This is a genomic window from Vibrio sp. 1580 (genome assembly GCF_033340055.1).
Window position 1 is genome coordinate 167,631 of the sequence record NZ_JAWOVT010000003.1, and the last position, 19,425, is coordinate 187,055.

Below are 19,425 nucleotides of genomic sequence, written 5' to 3' on the forward strand. Positions count from 1 at the left end.
CAAGCTTGCAAGGGAGCAGCGTGAGAAATGCGTGGCGAGATGAGCGTCAATCAGTCACACTCAACGAGCAGATGTTTAAGCAAAAACGTTGCGCCCATTATCTTTACTAACCGCTAGGACAATCATGATAGCTTGGAAACAGTCTCTGCCAGAGTACGAATGGCTCATTCATCAAGTTTGGTACTTGGAAGTGCCAGAGGGTGAAGTCATTGACCCCAAGCCGCACCTTATCCCAAACCCGCGTGCTCATTTACTCTTTACGCCACCAGAGCAAGGCTACAGCTACGATACGGGACACACAAAGCTTGCTGGCAAAGGCTGCCACTTGTTAATGGCTAACGAACATTTACTGTTGTTGGAAGATACGGCTCCCATCAAGCGTATTGGTATCACCTTTCGCCCAGAGGGTTTTTATGCCATTGAATCACGGTTTAGTGATGCATCCCAAGTTAGTGCAATTAACCAATGCGAATGGTTTGATTGGCTTAACGCGGCGTTTGATGAGCGCTTTCAACAAGGCTTATGGCAGTTAGAGTTGCAAGGTTCATCGCAATGTTTGCTGAACTACATCAAACAACATTTAGATGCGTTAGATATCGAACCTTGCCGTACCAAACCGTTTTTGGCGTCACAAAAAGCGGTATCCGTGATGGACGCTCAAGCGCTACGTTCACCTGAGTTAGCGATGGATATTGATGAGATAGCCAAACAGTGCGCCTGTTCTCGCAGAACGCTTGAGCGCAGTTTCAAACAAGTGGTGGGGTTGAGCGTTAAGCAGTATCAACAAATGGCGCGTCTGGAGCAGATGATTTTGACTCTCTACAAGCAACAAGAAGCGATTGATTGGGCGAGTTTCTCACAACAATTTGGTTTCAGTGACCAATCGCATTTGATTCGTACCCTCAAACATCAGCTAAGAAAAACGCCGAGCAAATACCTGAAAAAACGTGACTTAACCATCGATATCTATGGCGATTTTGAGTCGTAATACATTGCTAATCAGCCCGAAAGTTGTCGCAAAAATCCAATTTTTCTCTTATCCGCTGGGCTACTATTTTCAGCAGATAACGAGGTAACACATGTCATATCAAAAACTAAAACAAGGCGAAGCCATTCCATTTAATGAATCGTTGACTATCCAACTGATTCAAGGCTCTGATCTACAAGATATTATCGAGATGCTGAACGACGATAAGGTCAATCAGTATCTGTTCTTCGCACTTGCTGATAACAACCTGTATGAAGGCTTCTTTGGCCCTATTATTGAAAATACGGCACAAGCGATTAAAGACGGTGTTTGGTCAGATAGCCCAACGTTCGTGATTCGTGACCAGCAAGGTCAGTACATGGGAATGTGTGCGGTGACCGCAGTGATGTTCTTAACTGGCAACTACGAAGTGGGTTATCAGTTACCTACTTGCGCATGGGGCAAAGGCGTCGCGACTCGCGCTTGCCAAATGATGACCGAGATTGGATTTACTGAGTTAAACGCCCATAAAGTCAGTGCCGATTGCTACGCTTCTAATGCTGGTTCTTACAAGACGTTAGAGAAAAATGGTTTTACTCAAGAAGGCCGTCAGAAAGACTACTATAAACTAGAGCAAGGCTTTGACGACAAGCTCTACTACGGTATGACCGCAGAGCAATTCGCGTCTTTAAATCGCTAATAATTAGCCGACAAAAAAGTAGCTAACAACAACGTAGCGAACAAAAAAGGCCGTTAACCCACATGCTCGGGTTAACGGCCTTTTCTATATTCAGCGCTAAATGGCTAAGACTTAGTTGCCTTGGTTTTGGCTTTGAAGCTTCTCTTTTGCTTCTTCAACCTTTGAGAAATCCAATCCCAACTCGTCTACGGCTTCTTTGATTAGCGCAGGGTTTTGCATCACTTGCGCCATCAGCATTTGTAGCTTGTCTTGTGGCAAACCTAGTTGGCTGATTGTTGCCATTGCCGCTAGAGGGTTTTGCGTCAGAGTCTGAAAAATCTCGTTGATTTGCTCATCGCTGATGTTGTTCTCTTTCAGCAAGGCGATAATTGGGTTCATCATATTTCCTTTCAATCAGTGTATGACTTGGTTGCCAGTATTTGTTCTAGTAGAATAATTGGGGCTCCCGCTCAACATTTCAATACCCCGTTAGCTCCATGTAACCCGTCCCGGAATGAGAGCCATCAATACGCACTGGACCTTCCCAATAAGGCACAGAAAGTGGCATTTTCGCATTCGGGTTGAGTGCAGAAACCATAAGTTCGATTTGCTGGTTAGGAATCGACACTTGCCACTCGGTTGGATACTTTCGCCCTTGGATTTCGGTTTGCTTGGTTGCCTCTAACTGAATGTCTTTTTGTGGGATAGCAAGGCCGGAACCATCTTGCTGCATCAGCCTTGCGCTGGAGTAGCTGGCTGCTCCAGTTTTGGAATCACGCAATTGGAACACCACCAAGCTGGTTTCGCCACTCAATCTTAAGGCAAACCAGTCCCAGCCTTGTTGTGAGTCGAGTAAGAATTGCGAGCTCCACTCTCGGTCTATCCAGCCTTTGCCGGATACTTGATGGGTTTTGCCGTCGATCGTGACTTCACCGGAGACATCAATAAACGGTTGGCTGTAGTAATACGAAGCCACCTGACCATCGGCGCTTTTGGTGCTGTACCCTTGCTCGCCTTGCTTTTGATAAGGTGCGCTGCTGGTAAGGGTCAGCGCATAGCCAAACTGTTCGGAGTTCGCCTTCAATGTTGCAGGGAAGAGGTCGTTGGTTGAAGAGGTCCACTGCCAATCATCGAGATAAACTCGAAATGGTGAAGTGTCGACGCCAGCGAGGGATGTTTGATCGCGCGACCATTTTTCATCGGCGTAGTGTTTGTCCGCGGTCGTGACTGCGCTGTGCGCCATGTAGATTTGTTGAGCTTGCCACTCGGTTTTCTTCACGTCATCTTCGTCCTTTGGCGGCGCAGCAGCAAAGCGAAATTGTGTCCACTGGACGCCAAGTGGGTTGCCGTTTGCATCGATTAAGTTAGCGGTTAAGTACCACCATTCATGACGAAAATCCGGGTGTGCTTGATGATCGGTAGGAAAGGTGAGTTCAACCCCTTTTTCTACGGGTGTGAATAGGTTGCTCTCGCTTTGCATATCTCCACTGCCCAGCAAAGTGCCCATATTTTGTTGTTGGGGATCTTCACAACCGAACAGGAACAGACTGCTCATGAATAGAGTAAGTGTGCTTGCTAATCGAACCATCACAACACCTCGCTTTGCAAACTGGATACGACAGGCTTGCTGACCAATCGCCACAGCGGAATCAAGGTTGCAATCACCGCCACCAAGATGGTGATCGCCGCAATACTGAGGGCGTCACTCCAATTCCACAGATAATTTAAGCCCCAACCAAAAGCGCGTAAGGTGACGATGTCTGTCAGCACATAACCCACCATGGCTCCGAGGGGCAGGGCGACAACCAGAGTAAAACTGACTAAAGCGACGATCTGTCCGACCACCATGGTCATTAATTTACGACGGCTGACGCCAAGTGCATACAGCCTTGCAATGGCGGCTTTGCGCGCGTCGAGCAACATAAAACAAGCACTGAACAAACCAATCACCGCGACCATCAACGTCACGCCGTTGAGTGCGCGTGTAATGGCGAAGGTCTGCGAGAAAATATCCAACGCGATGGATTTGATTTGCGCCTGGTCGTAGAGTTGACTCGGATGCAGATTCAATTGCTCGCGCAGTTGCTCGTAGACGATTTGTGGGTCCCCTGAGACTTTAATGCCAAGGCTTGTTGACAGGTCGGTAAAGCCACTCTCTTGCCATAACTTTGGTGCTAATAAGACTTCACCGTTAGGTGAGCCGTAATCATGGAATACCGCACCCACAAGGAGGTTCTTATTTGGAACGGCATCAAGCGTGAGCTCGCTACCCAGAGATAAACCCAGTTTGACCGCGGTTGGTTCACTGATAGCGACCAACTCACCTTGGTAAAAGCGTGACCAGAAGTTCTCCAAACGCGATTTGAACACCATTGTTTGCTCTAAGGTGTCTTTGTCTTTGGTGCCAAGCAAAATCGGTAAGCCTTGCAGGTTATCGTCGACGTAGTATTGCTTGTAGACGGTCTCAACATTGTCAAACTGTCCTAATGCGCGCTCTACATCTGCGATTTCCCCTTGCGCAGGGCTGACGTAAATATCGGCGTGTAACCTTTGTTCTAACCACTGCTTTAGGGTGGATTCAAAGCTACCAACTAGCTTGTTCATCCCCATATTGGCAGTAACGGCGAGTAGCAGTGCCATCATGGCGAGAGAAAGCGGAGAAATCAGCTCACGCAGCTCAGCAAACAGATACTGCATCAAACCGGAATTGGTGCGCTTCTCACACCAATTGGCTAAGACGCTGAGTGTTTTGGGTAGGTACAAAGGAATCGACACTACAAGCACGCCGAGCCACGCCATGGTGAAGCGGTGATGCTCACTCAGCCATAACCCTGCGAGTGCGAGAGTCGTCAACGCAGCACCTATCACGAACAATTGGTTTTCGTTAGAGGCTTCAGGCGCTTGATAAAACCCGCCATGAGAGGAAAGCGGTTGGCGCACTCGCTGTTTAAAGTGCTGCCAACACGCCAACAGGGTTGCGGTTAACGTGAGCAGCAGCGCTTGCGCCCACCATTGCCACTGCCAAGTTCCGGGCAGAAGTGTCGCGCCATAAAGTTGTTCTAGAGTCAGTGCCACGGTCGGATGTAGCCAATGGCTAAGCTGCATGCCCAATACAAAACCGAGGGAAGCGCCGATGGTAACGAGAACAGTGAGTTCAACTAACAGCGCAGAGAGCACAATGCTCGGCGCAACGCCCGCCTGTTGAATCTGCACTAACAGCCGATTGCGTTTAAGCAAGCTGTACTTAACGCCGTTGTAAGCAATGAACAGCCCGACTAAAAACGCGAGTAAGCTCATTGCGGTGAGATTGAGGTGAAAGCTGTCGGTCAGTGAGCCAAGGTCTGTGCTTTGATTATTGGAAATCCATTGTCCTTGCTCGCCAATGATGCTTTGCCAATTTGCTTGCGTGTCTTTATTCCCTTTATCACCCGAATGGAAAACCGCAATGTAACTGAGCTGCCCTTTTTTATTGAGCAGTTGCTGGGCAAAGCCAATGTCCATCAACATTCGGCTACCTAACTGCCATTCGTCAGGCAACACCACCACTTGGGTTGGAATGTCGTCCAGAGTTAGGGTTTCTACCTCTCCTAAGTTTTGATGTTGAGATTGGCTCATCATCACGATTGGCTTGCCAGCTAAAAGCTCAGGTAGAGGCAAAGCACTGTCGAACAAAGACACGTTCTGTTGGTTATCTGATGACTTTTGCTTGTTATCCGTTGAGTAGCGCGAACGTGAAGAGATGGCAGCAATTAACTCGCTACCTTGTACTGACCAACGACGACCTTGTTCGTCTCTCACTCGCCCTTCGATTACAGGTAGTGCTGCACTGAGCCCGTTTTGTCTAAGGGTGAAATAAAGAGACTCGGGCAGATAGTTTTGCCCTGCTGGTGGAATAATTAAGTTCTGAGCTTGTGCGCTAAGCTGCTCGGTAGATTCCGCATAACTTCGTTTGGCATTGAGGTTGATGGCTTGCACCGCAACAAATAAGGTCACAGCCAACACGATACCGATCAGAATCGCGGCGGCTTGCAGTGGTGCTTGTCGATAATGTGCCGCAAACAGATCCAGGGCGAGTCGAGTATGCGTGAATCTGGTGGTTGATAGCTTAGCTTGCTTCATGGCGAAGCTCATGTTTGTTTACTTGATGACTGTTCTGTAGCTGACTGTTATCCAATCGCAGCCGTGCTTTCATAAATTCAGCGCATTCATGGCTGTGTGTTACCAATAGCACCGCCGTATTGCCCTGGGTGGTGATTTCACTGAGCAGTTTCATCACTTCCAAGCCTGCTTTTTGGTCGAGGTTACCTGTGGGTTCATCAGCAAGTAGCAGTTTAGGTTTGTGTGCTAAAGCGCGCGCAATCGCGACTCGTTGTTGTTGACCACCGGAAAGGGCAGAAACATGTCTATCAAGCAGTTGGCTGATGCCTAGAGTCTCGACCAAATAATCGCACCAGTCATTCCATTTTTGTTGATTCAAATGTAGAGGGAAGGCGATGTTTTGCTGCACGTTGAGCGGCGTTAATAGGTTGAATTGCTGAAAAATAACACCGAGTTTTTGGTGTCGAAATCGGCTCCATTGCGGGTCTTTCCAAGCCGCCGTGTTATCACCATCTAACCACAACTCACCTTCGGAAAGTGGCTCAAAGCCAGCGATGACATTGAGTAAGGTACTTTTGCCGCTGCCACTTGCGCCTGTCAGCGCAACACTCGCTCCTGTGTTCAACGTAAAGTCGACGCCTTCCAACACGCGATGTGTCTCTTTGCCATCGACAAAGCTTTTGCTGGCGTGTTTGAGTGTGACAAGTGGGCTTTCCATTTCCTCTCCCTGTATTCAAAAGGTGTCGTTTCTTTTGGCAATGGCTATTGCAGTTAGTTCTCTAGAAACTTTAGACAACAATTAGATAAAAACAGCGATTTACATCGAGTTTAAGGTCTGTTGACCTTTCGAGCTGATTTTTGCAGCGAATTGTTGGGTATTTGTGCAAGGCAGAAGCTTTGATGTGTAGTTAGCCTACATGAAAAAGCTGATAACGCAGGAGAAATGACCAACAAACGCTGCCCAAAGGGTTCGGCTAAAATCGTTCTATGCCTTGTTAAGGAGTATTTACTTAGGATGCTAGGCTACACACTCCTTGCCTCGCCTAAAACGATTTTACCTCGAACAAAACTTAATCTCGAAAGATAAACAGACCCTACTTTGTACTGAAAAGAAGAGGGAAGAGATTAAATGAGGAAGGGATATGACAGGCATTAAAAAAGCCCGAGTCAGACTCGAGCTTTCAAAGATATTAAGCGTGGTCAGCTTACACGTAGTACGCTTCAACTTCGCCTTTAAGCTTGATTAGCATTGGGTTACCGAAACGGTCTTTTGCTTTAGGAGAAGCAATTTTTACCCAACCTTCGCTGATGCAGTATTCTTCTACGTCAGTACGCTCTTGGCCGTTGATACGAATACCGATTTGGTGCTCGAAGCATTCTTTGATGAAGAATGGGCTACGTGGGTTACCCGCTAGGCGATCTGGTAGAGCTGGTTTAGCTGTATCTGTCATTTTGTGTGACCTAAATTCCGTAAAAAGTGCGCTATTGTAGTCAGTGCACTGTGTGTGTTCAAGATATGTTGAGAGTGGATGCGTTGTTTAACTTTCAAGTACCGCCTACAACCCCTTCAAATACTGCGCGTTGGCTGTTGGTTGAATCATGTCATTCAGCGTTTGGACGGCTTGTTCACTGTGATCTTCAAGTAGAGCTAAGAACGCGTCAATCAACTCAGGTTTGCTTGCTGAGACTTTCGTTTCTGTCTGGATATCACGCAGATCGATCAACACATCGGTAAACAATTGCGGCAGATCGTGCAGCACTTGCAGGTTTAAGACGTTGTGCTCGCTGTAGATTGAATTGTGGCTGCCTTTTTGTTTTTGTACCACGTAAGGATTGTCTTTTAAGTTGATGATAGACGTGCGTTTATCACAGCGTTTCAAACAACCTTTGTTGACCTTCACCTTACGGCATCCTTCGGTTTGTTGGAACAAACATTGGCGGCTCGTGAGTAGGGTATTTGGATGATAAATGCTGTAGAAGCTGCGCATGTTTTTCGGACGCTTTATGTGACGCATCTGCTTCATATTCAGCTCGTTAGAAACAAACGCGCCACTTGCCGCGAACTCGTCTTGAAGGCATTTAAACGCGTATGAGTTCACCGTGTTCATTTGTGGGCCTGCCACCCAGCCTAAGCCGAGCTCTTTTGCGATCATGCCGACGCCTGAGTTGTTGGTGATCAACAACTCAGGTTGGATGGTTTCCAAAAATACGCGCGCGGCGTGGTAGTCTTCGCCAATCAAAATGGCCGGGAGCCATGGTTTGAGCATTGGATTGGCTTGGAATAACTCAATCATCGCGCTCAGTTCGCCAGACAATCCCATTGGCAATTGATAGTAAACATCAACGTCGTGGTATTCGCACAGCATAGCTTCTTGTGCTGACGAGATCAGAACCGATAATTTTGGCGCACTTTGGCGAGTTTCTGGTTGAGGTAACGCTGGCAGAGTTGGCACATCAATCGCCCCTTTCAAGCTGCTGCCGGATACTTGTTTCGAAGCGACATCGAACGACTTAGTTTGCTCTGCCACTTTCTCAATGATCGCGGTTTTGTCGTCGTAGAGTTTCTTTTTCACCGCTTGCACATCATCAGCAGACTGGCATTGATAAACCTTCGAAAAATGTTTTACAGCGTGGTCGCGCGGGTTGTCGATGTACATCGCCTTGCCGAAATCACCTTGCAAAAATGCGTTGGAGAAATCACGGTTGAACACCGTGTATAACTCTGTGGTGTCTTCAGAGAGTTCCAAACCCTCGCACATGCGATCGATTTGCTGACGCCAATTGTCGACCACGGCATAGACGTAGTGCGATTTCTTGATTCGCCCTTCTACTTTTAAAGAATACACGCCAGCATCGGCAAGCGCTTCCAAGTCCCCAAAGGCGGAGTTGTCTCTCATATTGAGTGGGTAGTTGTTGCCCGTTTTGGTCGTTTCGTACTGCTCGCGACAAGGTTGACTGCAACGTCCACGGTTACCTGATGCACCATTGCGAGCGGAACTGATATAGCAAATTCCGGAGAATCCGATGCAGTATGAGCCGTGGACAAACACTTCCATCATTACGTTGTGCTCGCGACCAAATTGCGCCAGATGTTTTATTTCATCGATGTTAAGTTCGCGAGATAAGTTTACTCGGCTTGCGGTGAGCTGGTTGAGAAAGAGGATCTGGCCTTCGTTATGCGTGTTCAGTTGTGTTGAAGCGTGCACATCCAAATCGGGAAAGTGATGTTTGAGAATGTAGGCCAGACCGAGATCTTGCACGATCACGCCATCGATTTTGGTGGTGTTCAGTTGGCTGAGTAAGCGAACAATCGCTGGAATTTCACTTTCTAAAATCAGCACATTCAACGTTAGGAAAATCTTACAGCTGTGCTGATGGGCTAACGTTAACACGCCATTTAAGTTATCTAAGGTGAGGTTGGTCGCTCGGTTACGAGCATTGAAGCGGTCGAGCCCACAGTAAATTGCATCGGCGCCAGCGGCAATGGCGGCTTTGATGGAATCTAAATCACCACCGGGTGCTAATAACTCAAATTGATCGCGTGTCACTACTTTTCTCTTTCTTACTAAAATAGGCTGCAAATGTTACGTATTTCACGCTTTTGATGCTCGGCTAGTTAATGCTTTATTAATCTGAATCAATTAATCCGTGTTACACGGTCGACTCTTGAGTGGGTAGAGTGCAATTCGCCATAGCGGAATCTGACTTCTATAGTTTTCCTACACTTGGTTTTTCTATATTTAGTTTTCTACTCAGAGAGAGGAAGGGACGACAAATGAAAAAAGTAATGATGGGGTTGGTAGTGGCGTTGGCGTCATTGAGTACGTTGGCTGGGGAGGGTGTGGTAACCGTTGCGAGCACGCATTCAGCAAAAGATACGGCGGATAAATTTGTCGCTATCGCGCAAGAAAAAGGGTTGAACGTCTTTGCGCGCATTAACCATCAAGAGAACGCCGTGAAAGTCGATATGACGTTGCGACCAACTGAAGTTATCGTGTTTGGGAACCCTAAAGTGGGCACACCACTGATGATCTGTGCGCAGGAGGTGGCGCTCGATTTACCCCAAAAAGTGTTGGTGTATGAAGATGCTGAAGGTAAAACGTGGTTAGCTTACAACGATCCGATGTATTTAAAACAGCGCCATCATATTGAAGGCTGCGACGAGGTATTGAACAAAATCAGCGGCGTGCTGGGCAATTTAACCAACGCGGCGGCGAAGTAGGGTTGGTTATTGGCTTCGCTTTTTTAACTCCGAAAACGAAAAAGCCAACCTCACAAGGAGGTTGGCAAATCTTACCTAGATTGGGGGAGGTAAGATCAGGAGGTGGCGAGTACGCTGTGCACTTCTGACTTAATTGAGTCAGACTGCGTGCCGAAAATCGCTTGTAAATTGTCGCCAATCACTAACACATCTCGCGCGCCGAGCGCTTTTAGCTTAGCAACATCAACGTTGGCAATGTCTTTCACCGAGACACGCAGACGAGTAATACACGCATCGACTGACTTAATATTGGCTTTGCCGCCCAATGCAGCCACTACATCTACCGCGATTTCATCAGGTTGTCCGGCAATCTTCACTTCTGCAATGTCGGTTTCACGGCCCGGCGTTTTCAGATCCAACTTCACAATTAGGAAGCGGAACAAGCCGTAGTACAGCGTCGCCCAGATTGGACCGATGATGATGAACATCCACGCGTTGCTCGACATTGGGTAGTAAAGGAAGAACTGGATCGCGCCGTGCGCAAAGTCCGTACTGTGTTTGATTTCCAAAAATGCGGTGATCGCAAACGCAATACCGGTGAGGAAAATATGGATCACGTACAGCACTGGCGCGACGAATAAGAAGGTAAATTCGATTGGCTCTGTGATACCAGTCAACCAAGAGGTCAACGCCGCAGACATCATCAAACCGCCGACGATTTTCTTACGCTCTGGAGACGCGCAGTGGTAAATCGCCAGTGCCGCTGCAGGTAGCGCCCACATGGAGTACATAAAGCCACCAGACAGATAACCTGCGGTTTTATCGCCCGCGAAGAAGCGAGTGAGCTCACCGGTAAACTCTTTGCCGGTTTCTGGGTCTACATAGCTGCCGACTTCGAAGAAGAACGGCGCATTCCAGATGTGGTGCAAACCAACAGGGAGTAATGAACGTTCGCCCGCGCCGTAAACCGCCCACGCGAGAACAGGGTTTTGGTACGCTGCCCAATGAGAAAATGCATCAAGAAGTTGTCCGACAGGTGGCCATGCAAACGCGAGAATCGCACCAACGACGATCGCCGATAAACCAGTCACAATGGGCACAAATCGCTTACCCGCGAAGAAGCCCAAATATTCCGGCAGTTTGATGTTGTAGAAGCGGTTGTACATGATTGCCGCGACCGCACCGATAAAGATGCCGCCAAACACCCCGGTTTGCAGCGTCTCAACGCCCATGATGGTGGCATCAGTTTCTAGGCCGCGCAGACCAGTCACGATACCGAGCGATGCGTTCATAATAATTAGGCCAACTAAGCCAGCGAGCGCAGCCGCACCGTCATTGCCTTTTGATAACCCGAGCGCCACACCGACCGCAAACATCAACTGCATGTTGCCGAACACGCCTTCGCCGGCGGCGAGCATCACTTTGTTGACCGCGTCTGGAATAAACGCAAAACCCGCGTTACCAATACCCAGCATCAAGCCAGCCACCGGTAACACCGCCACAGGCAGCATTAACGACCGCCCTATTTTTTGTAGTTGTCCAAATATACTTGCAAACATGGTTTCCTCCTGACGAATGCCAGTGTTGTCGGACCTGATTCCTTCAGGTCATGTTGTTTCACGTAAGGTCAGGATGATCATAGCGAGCAAGGCGGCGCCTAAGGTTACAAAAGGCAATCAGTTTGTAAGTGGCCGCTTACAAATCTCTTACACCGAGAAGTGAAAATTGTAATCAGCTCGATTGTGCATGGGCGTTTAAGAATGCATCATATTGGCCAGCGCCAAACTCAGGGGCAGGCAAAGGGACGGACACAGGGAAAGTCGGATGGAAAACAAGCAGATACTGGTCGTCGATGACAACCTCGACCTTCGCGAAGCGTTGTCAGACTACCTTGGCCGCGCTGGGTTCGAAGTACTTTGCGCAGAAAACGGCGGCGTGATGTGGCAGCTGCTCAACGATCACCATCCCGATTTGATCATCCTCGATATTATGATGCCCGGTGAAGATGGCTTTACCCTGTGCCAGAAACTGCGCAAAAACTCCGATATCCCGATCATCATGCTGACCGCCGTCACTGAAGAAGCCGACCGAGTCGCAGGGCTAGAAATGGGCGCTGACGACTACATCACCAAATCATTCAGCCCGCGTGAACTGCTCGCGCGCATCAAAACCATTCTGAGACGCAGCCAATCGACCGCCAATAGCAAACTGACGCGTAAAGTGCGTTTTGACGATTGGTTGTTGGATACCGTAACCCGGCAACTGACCCACATTGCTAGCCGCGAGGTCAAGCAACTGAGTGGCGCGGATTTGTCGCTGCTCGGTTTGTTCGTCAACCACGCGCAATCAATATTGTCTCGCGATGACATTGCGCGCGAGATCTGGGGACGCGATGCCGACCCGTTTGAACGCGGCATTGACGTGCAGATCAGCCGCTTGCGTCATCACCTTGAAGATAAAGACCGTTCGCTGATCCTAACGGTGCGCAATAAAGGCTACATGCTAACCACGGACGTGCATTATGAGAATTAAACGCTGGACGGGATCACTGGTCGTTCGCACCAGTGTGTTCCTGTTGCTGGTGATCATTTTGGCGCAGGTATTATCCGGAATTATCTGGTATCAACACGCCAGCGAACGCGATAAAGAGGGCCTGACCACCACAGTCAAAAGCTTAGCACTGAGCGCTTCTTCCACCATCGCTTTCTTTCAAACCCTCCCTTCTGAATATCGCCACTTGGTGCTCAATCAACTGCGCAACATGGGCGGCACGCGCTTTTTCGTCTCACTCAACAATCACCAGATTGACGTCGACCCACTGCCAGAAAGCGAACGCAAAACGCTGGTCATCAACCAAGTTCGCGAGGTATTAGAAAGCGAGTTGAGCGGCATTCCTAATATCGAGGTGGAGTTCACCCAGCGCGACAAACTCAAAGTGTTCAACAACGAGCTACCTATCGATGAACTGCCACTATTGTGGGCGCATTATTCGCTTTCGTTTGGTGACCTCAATCCACCCATTCTGGTGATGCAGGTCGAAGTCGCGCAGAACGAATGGTTTTATCTCGCGGCGGTGCTACCCGCGCCTTACATCAACCTAGAGACTAACTATTTTGAGCTGCGCCAATGGCTGACGCTATTGGTGTCCGCGCTAATGCTGTTGCTGTGTACCTGGTTTATCGTTCGCAAAGAAATTCAACCAATTCGAGAGCTGGCAAAAGCCGCAACCCTGATGTCGAGCCGACTAGACGTGCCCGAAGTCTCTGAGCGAGGCAGTAACGAACTGAAAGCGGCGGTACGTGCGTTTAACAAGATGAGTCGACGCATCGACAGCCATATTAAAGACCGTGAAATGTTGTTCAGCGCCATCTCCCACGATCTGAAAACGCCGATTGCCTGCCTAAAACTGCGAGCGGAAATGCTGGATGACGACGCCGACCGAGAACGCTTTATCCGCCTGAGTAACGACCTAGATTTGATGGTCAAAGGCGCATTGCAATGCATTAAAGAGACCGATATCCACGAGGAAATCGAGCCGATCAATTTCACCCAACTGATTCAGCACATTTCCTCCAATATCGCCGATGCGCCGGACACAATTCGCATCCACGGTGAAATCCGCACCCACTTTGCTGGTAAACCGTTAGCGATTAAGCGCTGCATTCAGAATCTGGTCGATAACGCGCTCAAATACGGCCATCAAGCGGACATTACGCTGAGTGAAAGCCCAGAGTCGATCCAGATTGAAATTGAAGATCACGGTGGCGGCGTTGACGATTTATTACTTGAAAAGCTCTGCCAGCCATACTTCCGCGCTAGCAACGATAAAGAAGGCAGTGGGCTGGGGTTAACCATTTCACAGAGTATTGCAAAGGCTCATGGCGGCAACTTGTTGCTGAGCCATTCTCAGTTTGGCGGCCTCTGCGCCACACTGACTTTCCCGAGAGACTGACTATGAACAAACTGGCATTCTGGTTCCCACTGTTGCTCGCCCCTTGCGTTGCTCACGCTGAGTCGCCACAAGGGGTAGAGTTTTTACATTGGTGGACTTCTGACGGCGAGCAGCAAGCGCTGCAAACACTTAAAGCACAACTGAAACAGCACGATATTGAGCTGCTGCAAAGCCCGGTGTTAGGCGGTGGTGGTGACAGCGCGATGACGGTACTGCAAGCTCGCGCGCTGGCGGGTAATCCACCGAGCTTCGCGCAAATCGAAGGGCCAAGTATTAAGGCGTGGGATGCCATCGGTATTTTGCACAACGTCAACGCGGTTGCCGATGAGCAGCGCTGGGACGAGGTGCTCTACCCGCTGTCTATCGAAATCAATAAAACACAAAACGGCTACATCGCCCTGCCACTCACACTGCACCGCTTAAACTGGCTGTGGGTCAACCACAAGCTGCTTAAACAACTGAATCTGTCCGCGCCGAAAAACTGGCAAGAGATGTTCGCCGCCATGGAGCTTGCTAAGCAAAATGGCATCGTGCCGATCGCGGTCGGTGAGCAGCCGTGGCAAGTCGCCCAACTTTTCGAGAACTTAGTGATCTCCACTGGCGGCGTTGAGTTCTACACCAATGCGATGGTTAAACTAGAACGCGACAGCATCGACAGCGATACCCTGCGTCAAGCTCTGACGCAATTTCGCCGCCTGAGTTTGTTGATCGACAACCAATTACCCGACAGTAAGTGGGATACGGCGACCCAAGCGCTAGCCGACGGTCAAGCGCTGTTTCAAATCGGTGGAGATTGGATTTTAGGTGAGCTGCTCACCAATCAAGTCTCGGTTCCGCAAGAGGTCGGTTGTTACCCAACGCCTGACAGCGATGGTGTCTTCCTCTACAACATGGACAGCTTGGTGTTTATGTCGAGCAAGTCGTTTTCTGCCGAGGCGGCTCTGCAAACCGCAAGCGCGCTGGCAGACGTCGAGTTTCAAGCCAAGTTCAATAAGGTAAAAGGTTCGATTCCGGTACGCACCGATATTGACATCAGCGATTTTAATCCGTGTCAGGTCCAGTCATATCAAGACTTTCACTACGGCGTTAAACACAACCTCGCTGTGCCGAGTATGATTGATTCGATGGCGGTCAATCCGGTTGCCCAGCAAGCGATAAACTCGGAAATTTTCCGTTTTTACCGCAATCCCAAGATGGAACCCGACGAGCTGATAAAACGCATTATTGCTATTTCGCAAAGCGGTTAATGGCAATGAATTTGTGCCGAGTGGAATAAAAAAGCCCCAATGATTGGGGCTTGAGTAAAGCGAAGTATGCCGTTTAGAAATAGTGGAAGATCGGCGGTTCATGCATCAAGAAGTTTTGATGGGAGATGTTCCACGCATAGGCGCCCGCTAAGGTAAACACAACATAATCACCAATATCGACGTGGGCGACGTGTTGATTGCGTGCCAGCACATCTTTGGGCGTACAAAGCTGGCCGACAAAGGTCGCTTGTGCATGCTGAATTGGGTGAGAAATCTCATGGTGTTGCTCGCTTTTCAGGATGACGAATGGATGATCATGGCTCTGCGCTGCTGGCGTGCGGAAATGGTGGGTTCCTCCGCGTGCGATGACAAAGTTTTCGCCAAGATTTTGCTTAATATCCAGTACTTCCATCACGTAATAACCGCATGCCGCCGTGATGAAACGTCCGCATTCAAAACGCAGTGTCCAGTCTTGCACTTGCTCTTTAGCGATGAGGAATTCCAACTTGTCGCAAAACTCCATCCACGGAAAGTGTTGCTCAGGGTTTTGGTAGTTGATGCCCATGCCGCCGCCCAAGTTGATCATCAGCTCACCGAGTTCGAACTGCTGCTGCCACGCCTTCACGACTTGGAAATAGCGCTGCATTAACGCTAAGTGACGTTCAACATCAAGCTGATGCGACATCAAGTGAAAATGGAAGCCTTTCAGTAACACTTGCGGGAAATCGCGCAGCAACATCAAAGCATTGCTCAGTTCGGACTCGTCCAAGCCAAACGGAGTCGGCTTGCCGCCCATCGCCAACTTGCTGAGCGTGATGTCGCCAATATCAATGTTCATACGCAAAAAGATCGAAGTAGGGCGGTTGAGGCGCTCGGTTAGTGCTCCAATGCGTTGTAGCTCGGTGAGGCTTTCGACATGAATTGCATCGACATCAAGCTCAATCGCTTGTTGCAATTCACTTGGCATTTTTCCTGGGCCACCGAAGATCAATGGCTTATCGAGTTGTTGCTGGTGGAGGTGTACCAGCTCCCCGCCAGATGCCGCTTCAAAACCATCGACATACGGCGCGAGCGTTTTGAGAATCGGGCCTGATGGATTGGCTTTGGCTGCGTAAAATAGCTCGACATTTTTCGGCAAAACGTGACGCAGTTGTTTGATGTGTTCTTCTAAGGCGTTTAGGTCATACAAGTACGCGCACAAGGGTTGATTTTGCTGCTGTGCGAGCGTGTGAACTTGTTGGCAAACGCGTGTCGGTAGAGAGAGTGAATTAGACATGTTGCGCTCCTTTTTCGTGTTGCTGCCAAGGCGCGGCGACTTGGGTATAGCCCGACTCCTTATCGGCTTTTTGCATCAAACGCGTGGTGAAATTATTTTTGCTTGGGAAGTGACCGCCATTCAGCAACGCTTCTAGTTCCGGCTGTTTTCCATTCACTGATTGCCAACGCACAATGGCACTTTGCACCGCATTCCATAGCGTTTGCTCTAGTGGCTCATCACCTTCTGCGATGAAGAAAATCGCTTCGCTGATGTTGTTGATAAAGGTGCAGTATCCGATGCGATTCCAGCCTTGTTCGCGACTGTAGTAAACCGATTGTCGCGCGCGTTCAGACAAGTCAGTTAATGTTTCTGCTGGCCAGAACTCTGGCAGTAATTTAGTGCCTTCCAAATCACGAATCCAAACACAACACGGCATCTCTTGCTCAAAGCCAATCAAGGTGTTTTGCAAATGCGGCTCAAACGCCACCCCGTGTTTGAAGTAGTAATTAAACACGCCCGGAATTAGGCAATGCAAATAGCGCTCAAACCACAGTGTCGCGATGTCGGAATAGCGATTTTGCGTAGTACGCGCTTTGTTTTTAAGGCGTTGAGCAATGCAACTGTTGCCGTTTTTGTCGTAAGCAAACAGAGCGCCAGCGAGGGTTGGTTTTAAGATGTCGACTTCGCTCAGCGAGAAATTTTCGCGGTATAAAATCCCAAACGATTCGCGCGCTTTGGTGTTGTCGTCCCAGTTGTGCTCAGCGACACTTTCTAGATTCAACGTGGTGGCGTAAGGCTCAGTCATCACTTTAAATACGGGGTTGTGCAGCTGCTCGTTTTCTCTAATTGGTTTAAGAATCGACGTGAGCTGCACGGCGCTGTCGAGTTCGTACCACGCGTTTTTGCGCACGCAATTGGTTAATCGTACGTTGATGGAGAATTTCGCAAACCAATCCATATCTGGGTGGTAGAGGGTACGAACTGAAGAGGTCGGCTGCATCTTTTCACCACCTAAACCCAGTGGCGTGATCTTGCCTTGTTCAATGGCACGCTTCACGCTTGGGTTACTCAAAATGGTGTAGCTTTCCCAAGGATGGCAAGGGTAGAGGGTCTTCCCATTGCTGGTGGCGTGTTGTGGCGCGAGCTGTTGTAGCATGTGCTGAGCAGGGTTAGCTTCTCCGTCGGAACTCAGCACATCAAGTAAGGACGTATACACTTCAAACCAGTACAACGGGACTTGCGCGCCGACTTCTGGAGAAAACGCCAAGAGATCATCCATGGTGACGCCCGAACGACTTTTCGGGGTCGGATGGAAAGTATGCCCCCAAATCAGAGACTGTTCCGAAGCGATAAACTCGTTGTGATGCGATTTGGGCGCGACGTTGAGAAACTGCTCGGTAACCAGCACGCTATTTTCTAGTTGTTCGATCAGCTCATGGTTAAACGGGATCGCCAACACCTGCTTGAGATAGTTAAGCAAAAGCGTAAGAGTTTGCGTGGCATCCAATTTCGCCCAACCAGATCCCGGCATTTTCGCCCACGGCAGTTCTGCCAATTTGATTTTGCCCAGTTTGCTCGCGTAGTGAATCGGCAAAACCAGCACGCCATTTTGTTGAGAAAGATGAACGGCTACCCGCTGCTTGGCGGAATAGTTGCGTTTTAACGTTTGGGGTAGCGATGTCGATTGGTAGTGCCATTCCACTTGTTGATTCGGTAGCGCAAATTCACGTAAGTAACAATTAAGAACACCCATTATCGTGTTGAGTTGGGCCTTCTCCCGATTGAGCTGCACATCATGCGCGCGCAACTCGCTAGTCTGAGAGGATTGAGTTTGTAACATGTTGATTTCCAAATTTTGAATGGAGAACCAGCGCGATCAAGGTGATTACGCTGACTATCGCAGAAAGTAGGAAAGGAACCTCAAGTAGCCCCAAGCTAGAAATGAAAGAAGCGCAAAATCCCGCTGCCACGCCACCCCATTTGGACATGGCATCAAAGCGAGAAAATACTTTGCCACTGAGTTTGCGATCCAGATTGCTCGCAAGATGCTGATGCAATCCGTGATAACAACACACCATCGCGATGCCGAAGATAATTCTCGCAGCAATGAGTGCGGTTTCGGATGCAATCAAATGCAAGGCAGAGCTCACGGCAAGCAATGCAAACCCAAGCCACAACGTGCGCAGCGGTTGATGGCGATTCAGCCCATCTGACAACACGTGGATTTTGCCTGCCAGCAACAGATAGACACCATGCGGCAGTGCGTACAAAAAACCGATCCATGCGTGGTTAGTGATGCCATATTGCTGCACAAACGGCGAGAAATAAGGAAAGGTCACCACCATAGAAAACGCAAACCCGAACTGAGCAAAGAAGATCCAACGAATGGCATGCATTGCGTTTTTCTGCGCAACAGGTTGTTCTTGCTGAGATTCTGAGTTTGGCTTTTCGAAGTTTCGTTCGGCGGGTTTATCCACTGGCAGTGTTAGCGTGATGCCCATCGCAATCAAAGGCAAAACGCATAACCAAAGGTACGCGTTGAGCGGGTTGGTCTCTGACAAGCTCCAGCCGAGCCCAATAGGCGCAACGATCAGCGCCAAGCGAGCAGATAGCTGGGTTTTATTGAGTGACTTGCCGAGTGTTTTGGCTTCTTTAATTTGACTAGATAAGTAGCTGTTCGAGGCGGCCATGGTGCCGCCAAAGGTTCCTTGAACAATAAGACCAAACACAAACATGGCGAGGTTGTCTGCCAAGCCGCACAGCGCAAACCCTGCTGCAAGGCCAAGTTGCGCACGCAAGAGTGAGCGGCGGCGACCGTAGCGATCGGCAAAGTTGCCCCAAAATCGCGCTGCCAACGCAGTACAAAACGTAGGTAGGATAAACAATACCCCTGCCCAGTCCGCATCAATGCTTGCGCCCAACGTTGGCAACACGACGGGTAGAAATAGCGGCATACCTAACGCGGCAAACGCAGCGATAAAGTGGCACAACAACACGCTGTAGATGAGTTTGGTCATAATCGT

16 protein-coding genes are annotated in these 19,425 nt (G+C 49.2%); 6 read left to right on the top strand and 10 right to left on the bottom strand.

Annotated elements, in window-relative coordinates:
* Positions 1–124 precede the first annotated feature (124 nt).
* Together R7093_RS06110 and R7093_RS06115 are read left to right on the top strand one after the other, a co-directional pair.
* Complete coding sequence (locus R7093_RS06110; protein ID WP_017820079.1) at positions 125–988, top strand: helix-turn-helix domain-containing protein; 864 nt, start codon at positions 125–127, stop codon at positions 986–988.
* A gap of 91 nt (positions 989–1,079) precedes the next feature.
* Complete coding sequence (locus R7093_RS06115; protein ID WP_047102444.1) at positions 1,080–1,667, top strand: GNAT family N-acetyltransferase; 588 nt, start codon at positions 1,080–1,082, stop codon at positions 1,665–1,667.
* Between the two features lie 111 nt (positions 1,668–1,778).
* Here the strand turns inward: R7093_RS06115 and R7093_RS06120 are convergent, their stop codons facing one another.
* From R7093_RS06120 to R7093_RS06145, 6 genes are all read right to left on the bottom strand, one after another.
* Positions 1,779–2,045: a DUF2999 family protein gene (locus R7093_RS06120; protein ID WP_004746427.1), complete on the bottom strand. Its 267-nt coding sequence runs from the start codon at positions 2,043–2,045 to the stop codon at positions 1,779–1,781.
* Between the two features lie 79 nt (positions 2,046–2,124).
* A complete protein-coding gene (locus tag R7093_RS06125) occupies positions 2,125–3,234 on the bottom strand; it encodes a lipocalin-like domain-containing protein (protein ID WP_047102443.1) in 1,110 nt (369 codons plus the stop codon).
* Positions 3,234–5,765, bottom strand: coding sequence for an ABC transporter permease (locus R7093_RS06130; RefSeq protein ID WP_318146581.1), 2,532 nt, complete (start codon positions 5,763–5,765; stop codon positions 3,234–3,236). Before R7093_RS06130 ends, R7093_RS06125 begins: the two co-directional genes overlap by 1 nt.
* On the bottom strand, positions 5,752–6,462 hold the full coding sequence (locus tag R7093_RS06135; protein WP_047102441.1) for an ABC transporter ATP-binding protein: 711 nt from the start codon (positions 6,460–6,462) through the stop codon (positions 5,752–5,754). The genes R7093_RS06130 and R7093_RS06135 overlap by 14 nt, the downstream gene beginning before the upstream one ends.
* A 487-nt stretch (positions 6,463–6,949) precedes the next feature.
* Positions 6,950–7,195: a DUF3297 family protein gene (locus R7093_RS06140; RefSeq protein WP_005374689.1), complete on the bottom strand. Its 246-nt coding sequence runs from the start codon at positions 7,193–7,195 to the stop codon at positions 6,950–6,952.
* 105 nt (positions 7,196–7,300) lie between these two features.
* Positions 7,301–9,292 (bottom strand): U32 family peptidase, encoded by a 1,992-nt coding sequence (locus tag R7093_RS06145; protein WP_047102440.1) that lies wholly within the window; start codon positions 9,290–9,292, stop codon positions 7,301–7,303.
* A 227-nt stretch (positions 9,293–9,519) separates the two neighbouring features.
* Here R7093_RS06145 and R7093_RS06150 point away from each other — a divergent pair, with 227 nt between their 5' ends.
* The gene (locus R7093_RS06150) at positions 9,520–9,966 is read left to right on the top strand and encodes a DUF302 domain-containing protein (protein ID WP_047102439.1); all 447 of its coding nucleotides are present in this window, start codon (positions 9,520–9,522) and stop codon (positions 9,964–9,966) included.
* Between the two features lie 95 nt (positions 9,967–10,061).
* Here R7093_RS06150 and ptsG read toward each other — a convergent pair whose 3' ends face one another.
* On the bottom strand, positions 10,062–11,504 hold the full coding sequence (ptsG, locus tag R7093_RS06155; protein ID WP_080960093.1) for a glucose-specific PTS transporter subunit IIBC: 1,443 nt from the start codon (positions 11,502–11,504) through the stop codon (positions 10,062–10,064).
* Positions 11,505–11,769: 265 nt separating this feature from the next.
* Between ptsG and R7093_RS06160 the strand changes: the two genes are divergently transcribed.
* Genes R7093_RS06160 through R7093_RS06170 form a run of 3 tightly spaced genes read left to right on the top strand, consistent with a single transcriptional unit; the run spans position 11,770 to position 15,144 of the window.
* On the top strand, positions 11,770–12,477 hold the full coding sequence (locus tag R7093_RS06160) for a response regulator (protein WP_031850184.1): 708 nt from the start codon (positions 11,770–11,772) through the stop codon (positions 12,475–12,477).
* Complete coding sequence (locus R7093_RS06165) at positions 12,467–13,897, top strand: ATP-binding protein (RefSeq protein ID WP_258625373.1); 1,431 nt, start codon at positions 12,467–12,469, stop codon at positions 13,895–13,897. The genes R7093_RS06160 and R7093_RS06165 overlap by 11 nt, the downstream gene beginning before the upstream one ends.
* Before the next feature lie 2 nt (positions 13,898–13,899).
* On the top strand, positions 13,900–15,144 hold the full coding sequence (locus R7093_RS06170) for an ABC transporter substrate-binding protein (protein WP_258625375.1): 1,245 nt from the start codon (positions 13,900–13,902) through the stop codon (positions 15,142–15,144).
* A gap of 73 nt (positions 15,145–15,217) precedes the next feature.
* On the opposite strand, the gene R7093_RS06175 is transcribed toward R7093_RS06170, so the two are convergent.
* Genes R7093_RS06175 through R7093_RS06185 form a run of 3 tightly spaced genes read right to left on the bottom strand, consistent with a single transcriptional unit; the run spans position 15,218 to position 19,419 of the window.
* Complete coding sequence (locus tag R7093_RS06175) at positions 15,218–16,420, bottom strand: type III PLP-dependent enzyme (protein ID WP_053303937.1); 1,203 nt, start codon at positions 16,418–16,420, stop codon at positions 15,218–15,220.
* Positions 16,413–18,242, bottom strand: coding sequence for an IucA/IucC family protein (locus R7093_RS06180; protein ID WP_213986914.1), 1,830 nt, complete (start codon positions 18,240–18,242; stop codon positions 16,413–16,415). Before R7093_RS06180 ends, R7093_RS06175 begins: the two co-directional genes overlap by 8 nt.
* Positions 18,214–19,419, bottom strand: a complete 1,206-nt coding sequence (locus tag R7093_RS06185) for an MFS transporter (protein ID WP_213970157.1) — start codon at positions 19,417–19,419, stop codon at positions 18,214–18,216. Before R7093_RS06185 ends, R7093_RS06180 begins: the two co-directional genes overlap by 29 nt.
* Between the last annotated feature and the right edge of the window lie 6 nt (positions 19,420–19,425).

Bases quoted from the DNA above. Each gene is read 5' to 3' on its own strand.
- R7093_RS06185 (WP_213970157.1), bottom strand. From the start codon at position 19,419: ATGACCAAACTCATCTACAGCGTGTTGTTGTGCCACTTTATCGCTGCG.
- R7093_RS06150 (WP_047102439.1), top strand. From the start codon at position 9,520: ATGAAAAAAGTAATGATGGGGTTGGTAGTGGCGTTGGCGTCATTGAGT.
- R7093_RS06170 (WP_258625375.1), top strand. From the start codon at position 13,900: ATGAACAAACTGGCATTCTGGTTCCCACTGTTGCTCGCCCCTTGCGTT.
- R7093_RS06160 (WP_031850184.1), top strand. From the start codon at position 11,770: ATGGAAAACAAGCAGATACTGGTCGTCGATGACAACCTCGACCTTCGC.
- R7093_RS06135 (WP_047102441.1), bottom strand. From the start codon at position 6,462: ATGGAAAGCCCACTTGTCACACTCAAACACGCCAGCAAAAGCTTTGTC.
- R7093_RS06125 (WP_047102443.1), bottom strand. From the start codon at position 3,234: ATGGTTCGATTAGCAAGCACACTTACTCTATTCATGAGCAGTCTGTTC.
- ptsG (WP_080960093.1), bottom strand. From the start codon at position 11,504: ATGTTTGCAAGTATATTTGGACAACTACAAAAAATAGGGCGGTCGTTA.
- R7093_RS06180 (WP_213986914.1), bottom strand. From the start codon at position 18,242: ATGTTACAAACTCAATCCTCTCAGACTAGCGAGTTGCGCGCGCATGAT.
- R7093_RS06130 (WP_318146581.1), bottom strand. From the start codon at position 5,765: ATGAAGCAAGCTAAGCTATCAACCACCAGATTCACGCATACTCGACTC.
- R7093_RS06175 (WP_053303937.1), bottom strand. From the start codon at position 16,420: ATGTCTAATTCACTCTCTCTACCGACACGCGTTTGCCAACAAGTTCAC.
- R7093_RS06140 (WP_005374689.1), bottom strand. From the start codon at position 7,195: ATGACAGATACAGCTAAACCAGCTCTACCAGATCGCCTAGCGGGTAAC.
- R7093_RS06110 (WP_017820079.1), top strand. From the start codon at position 125: ATGATAGCTTGGAAACAGTCTCTGCCAGAGTACGAATGGCTCATTCAT.
- R7093_RS06120 (WP_004746427.1), bottom strand. From the start codon at position 2,045: ATGAACCCAATTATCGCCTTGCTGAAAGAGAACAACATCAGCGATGAG.
- R7093_RS06115 (WP_047102444.1), top strand. From the start codon at position 1,080: ATGTCATATCAAAAACTAAAACAAGGCGAAGCCATTCCATTTAATGAA.
- R7093_RS06165 (WP_258625373.1), top strand. From the start codon at position 12,467: ATGAGAATTAAACGCTGGACGGGATCACTGGTCGTTCGCACCAGTGTG.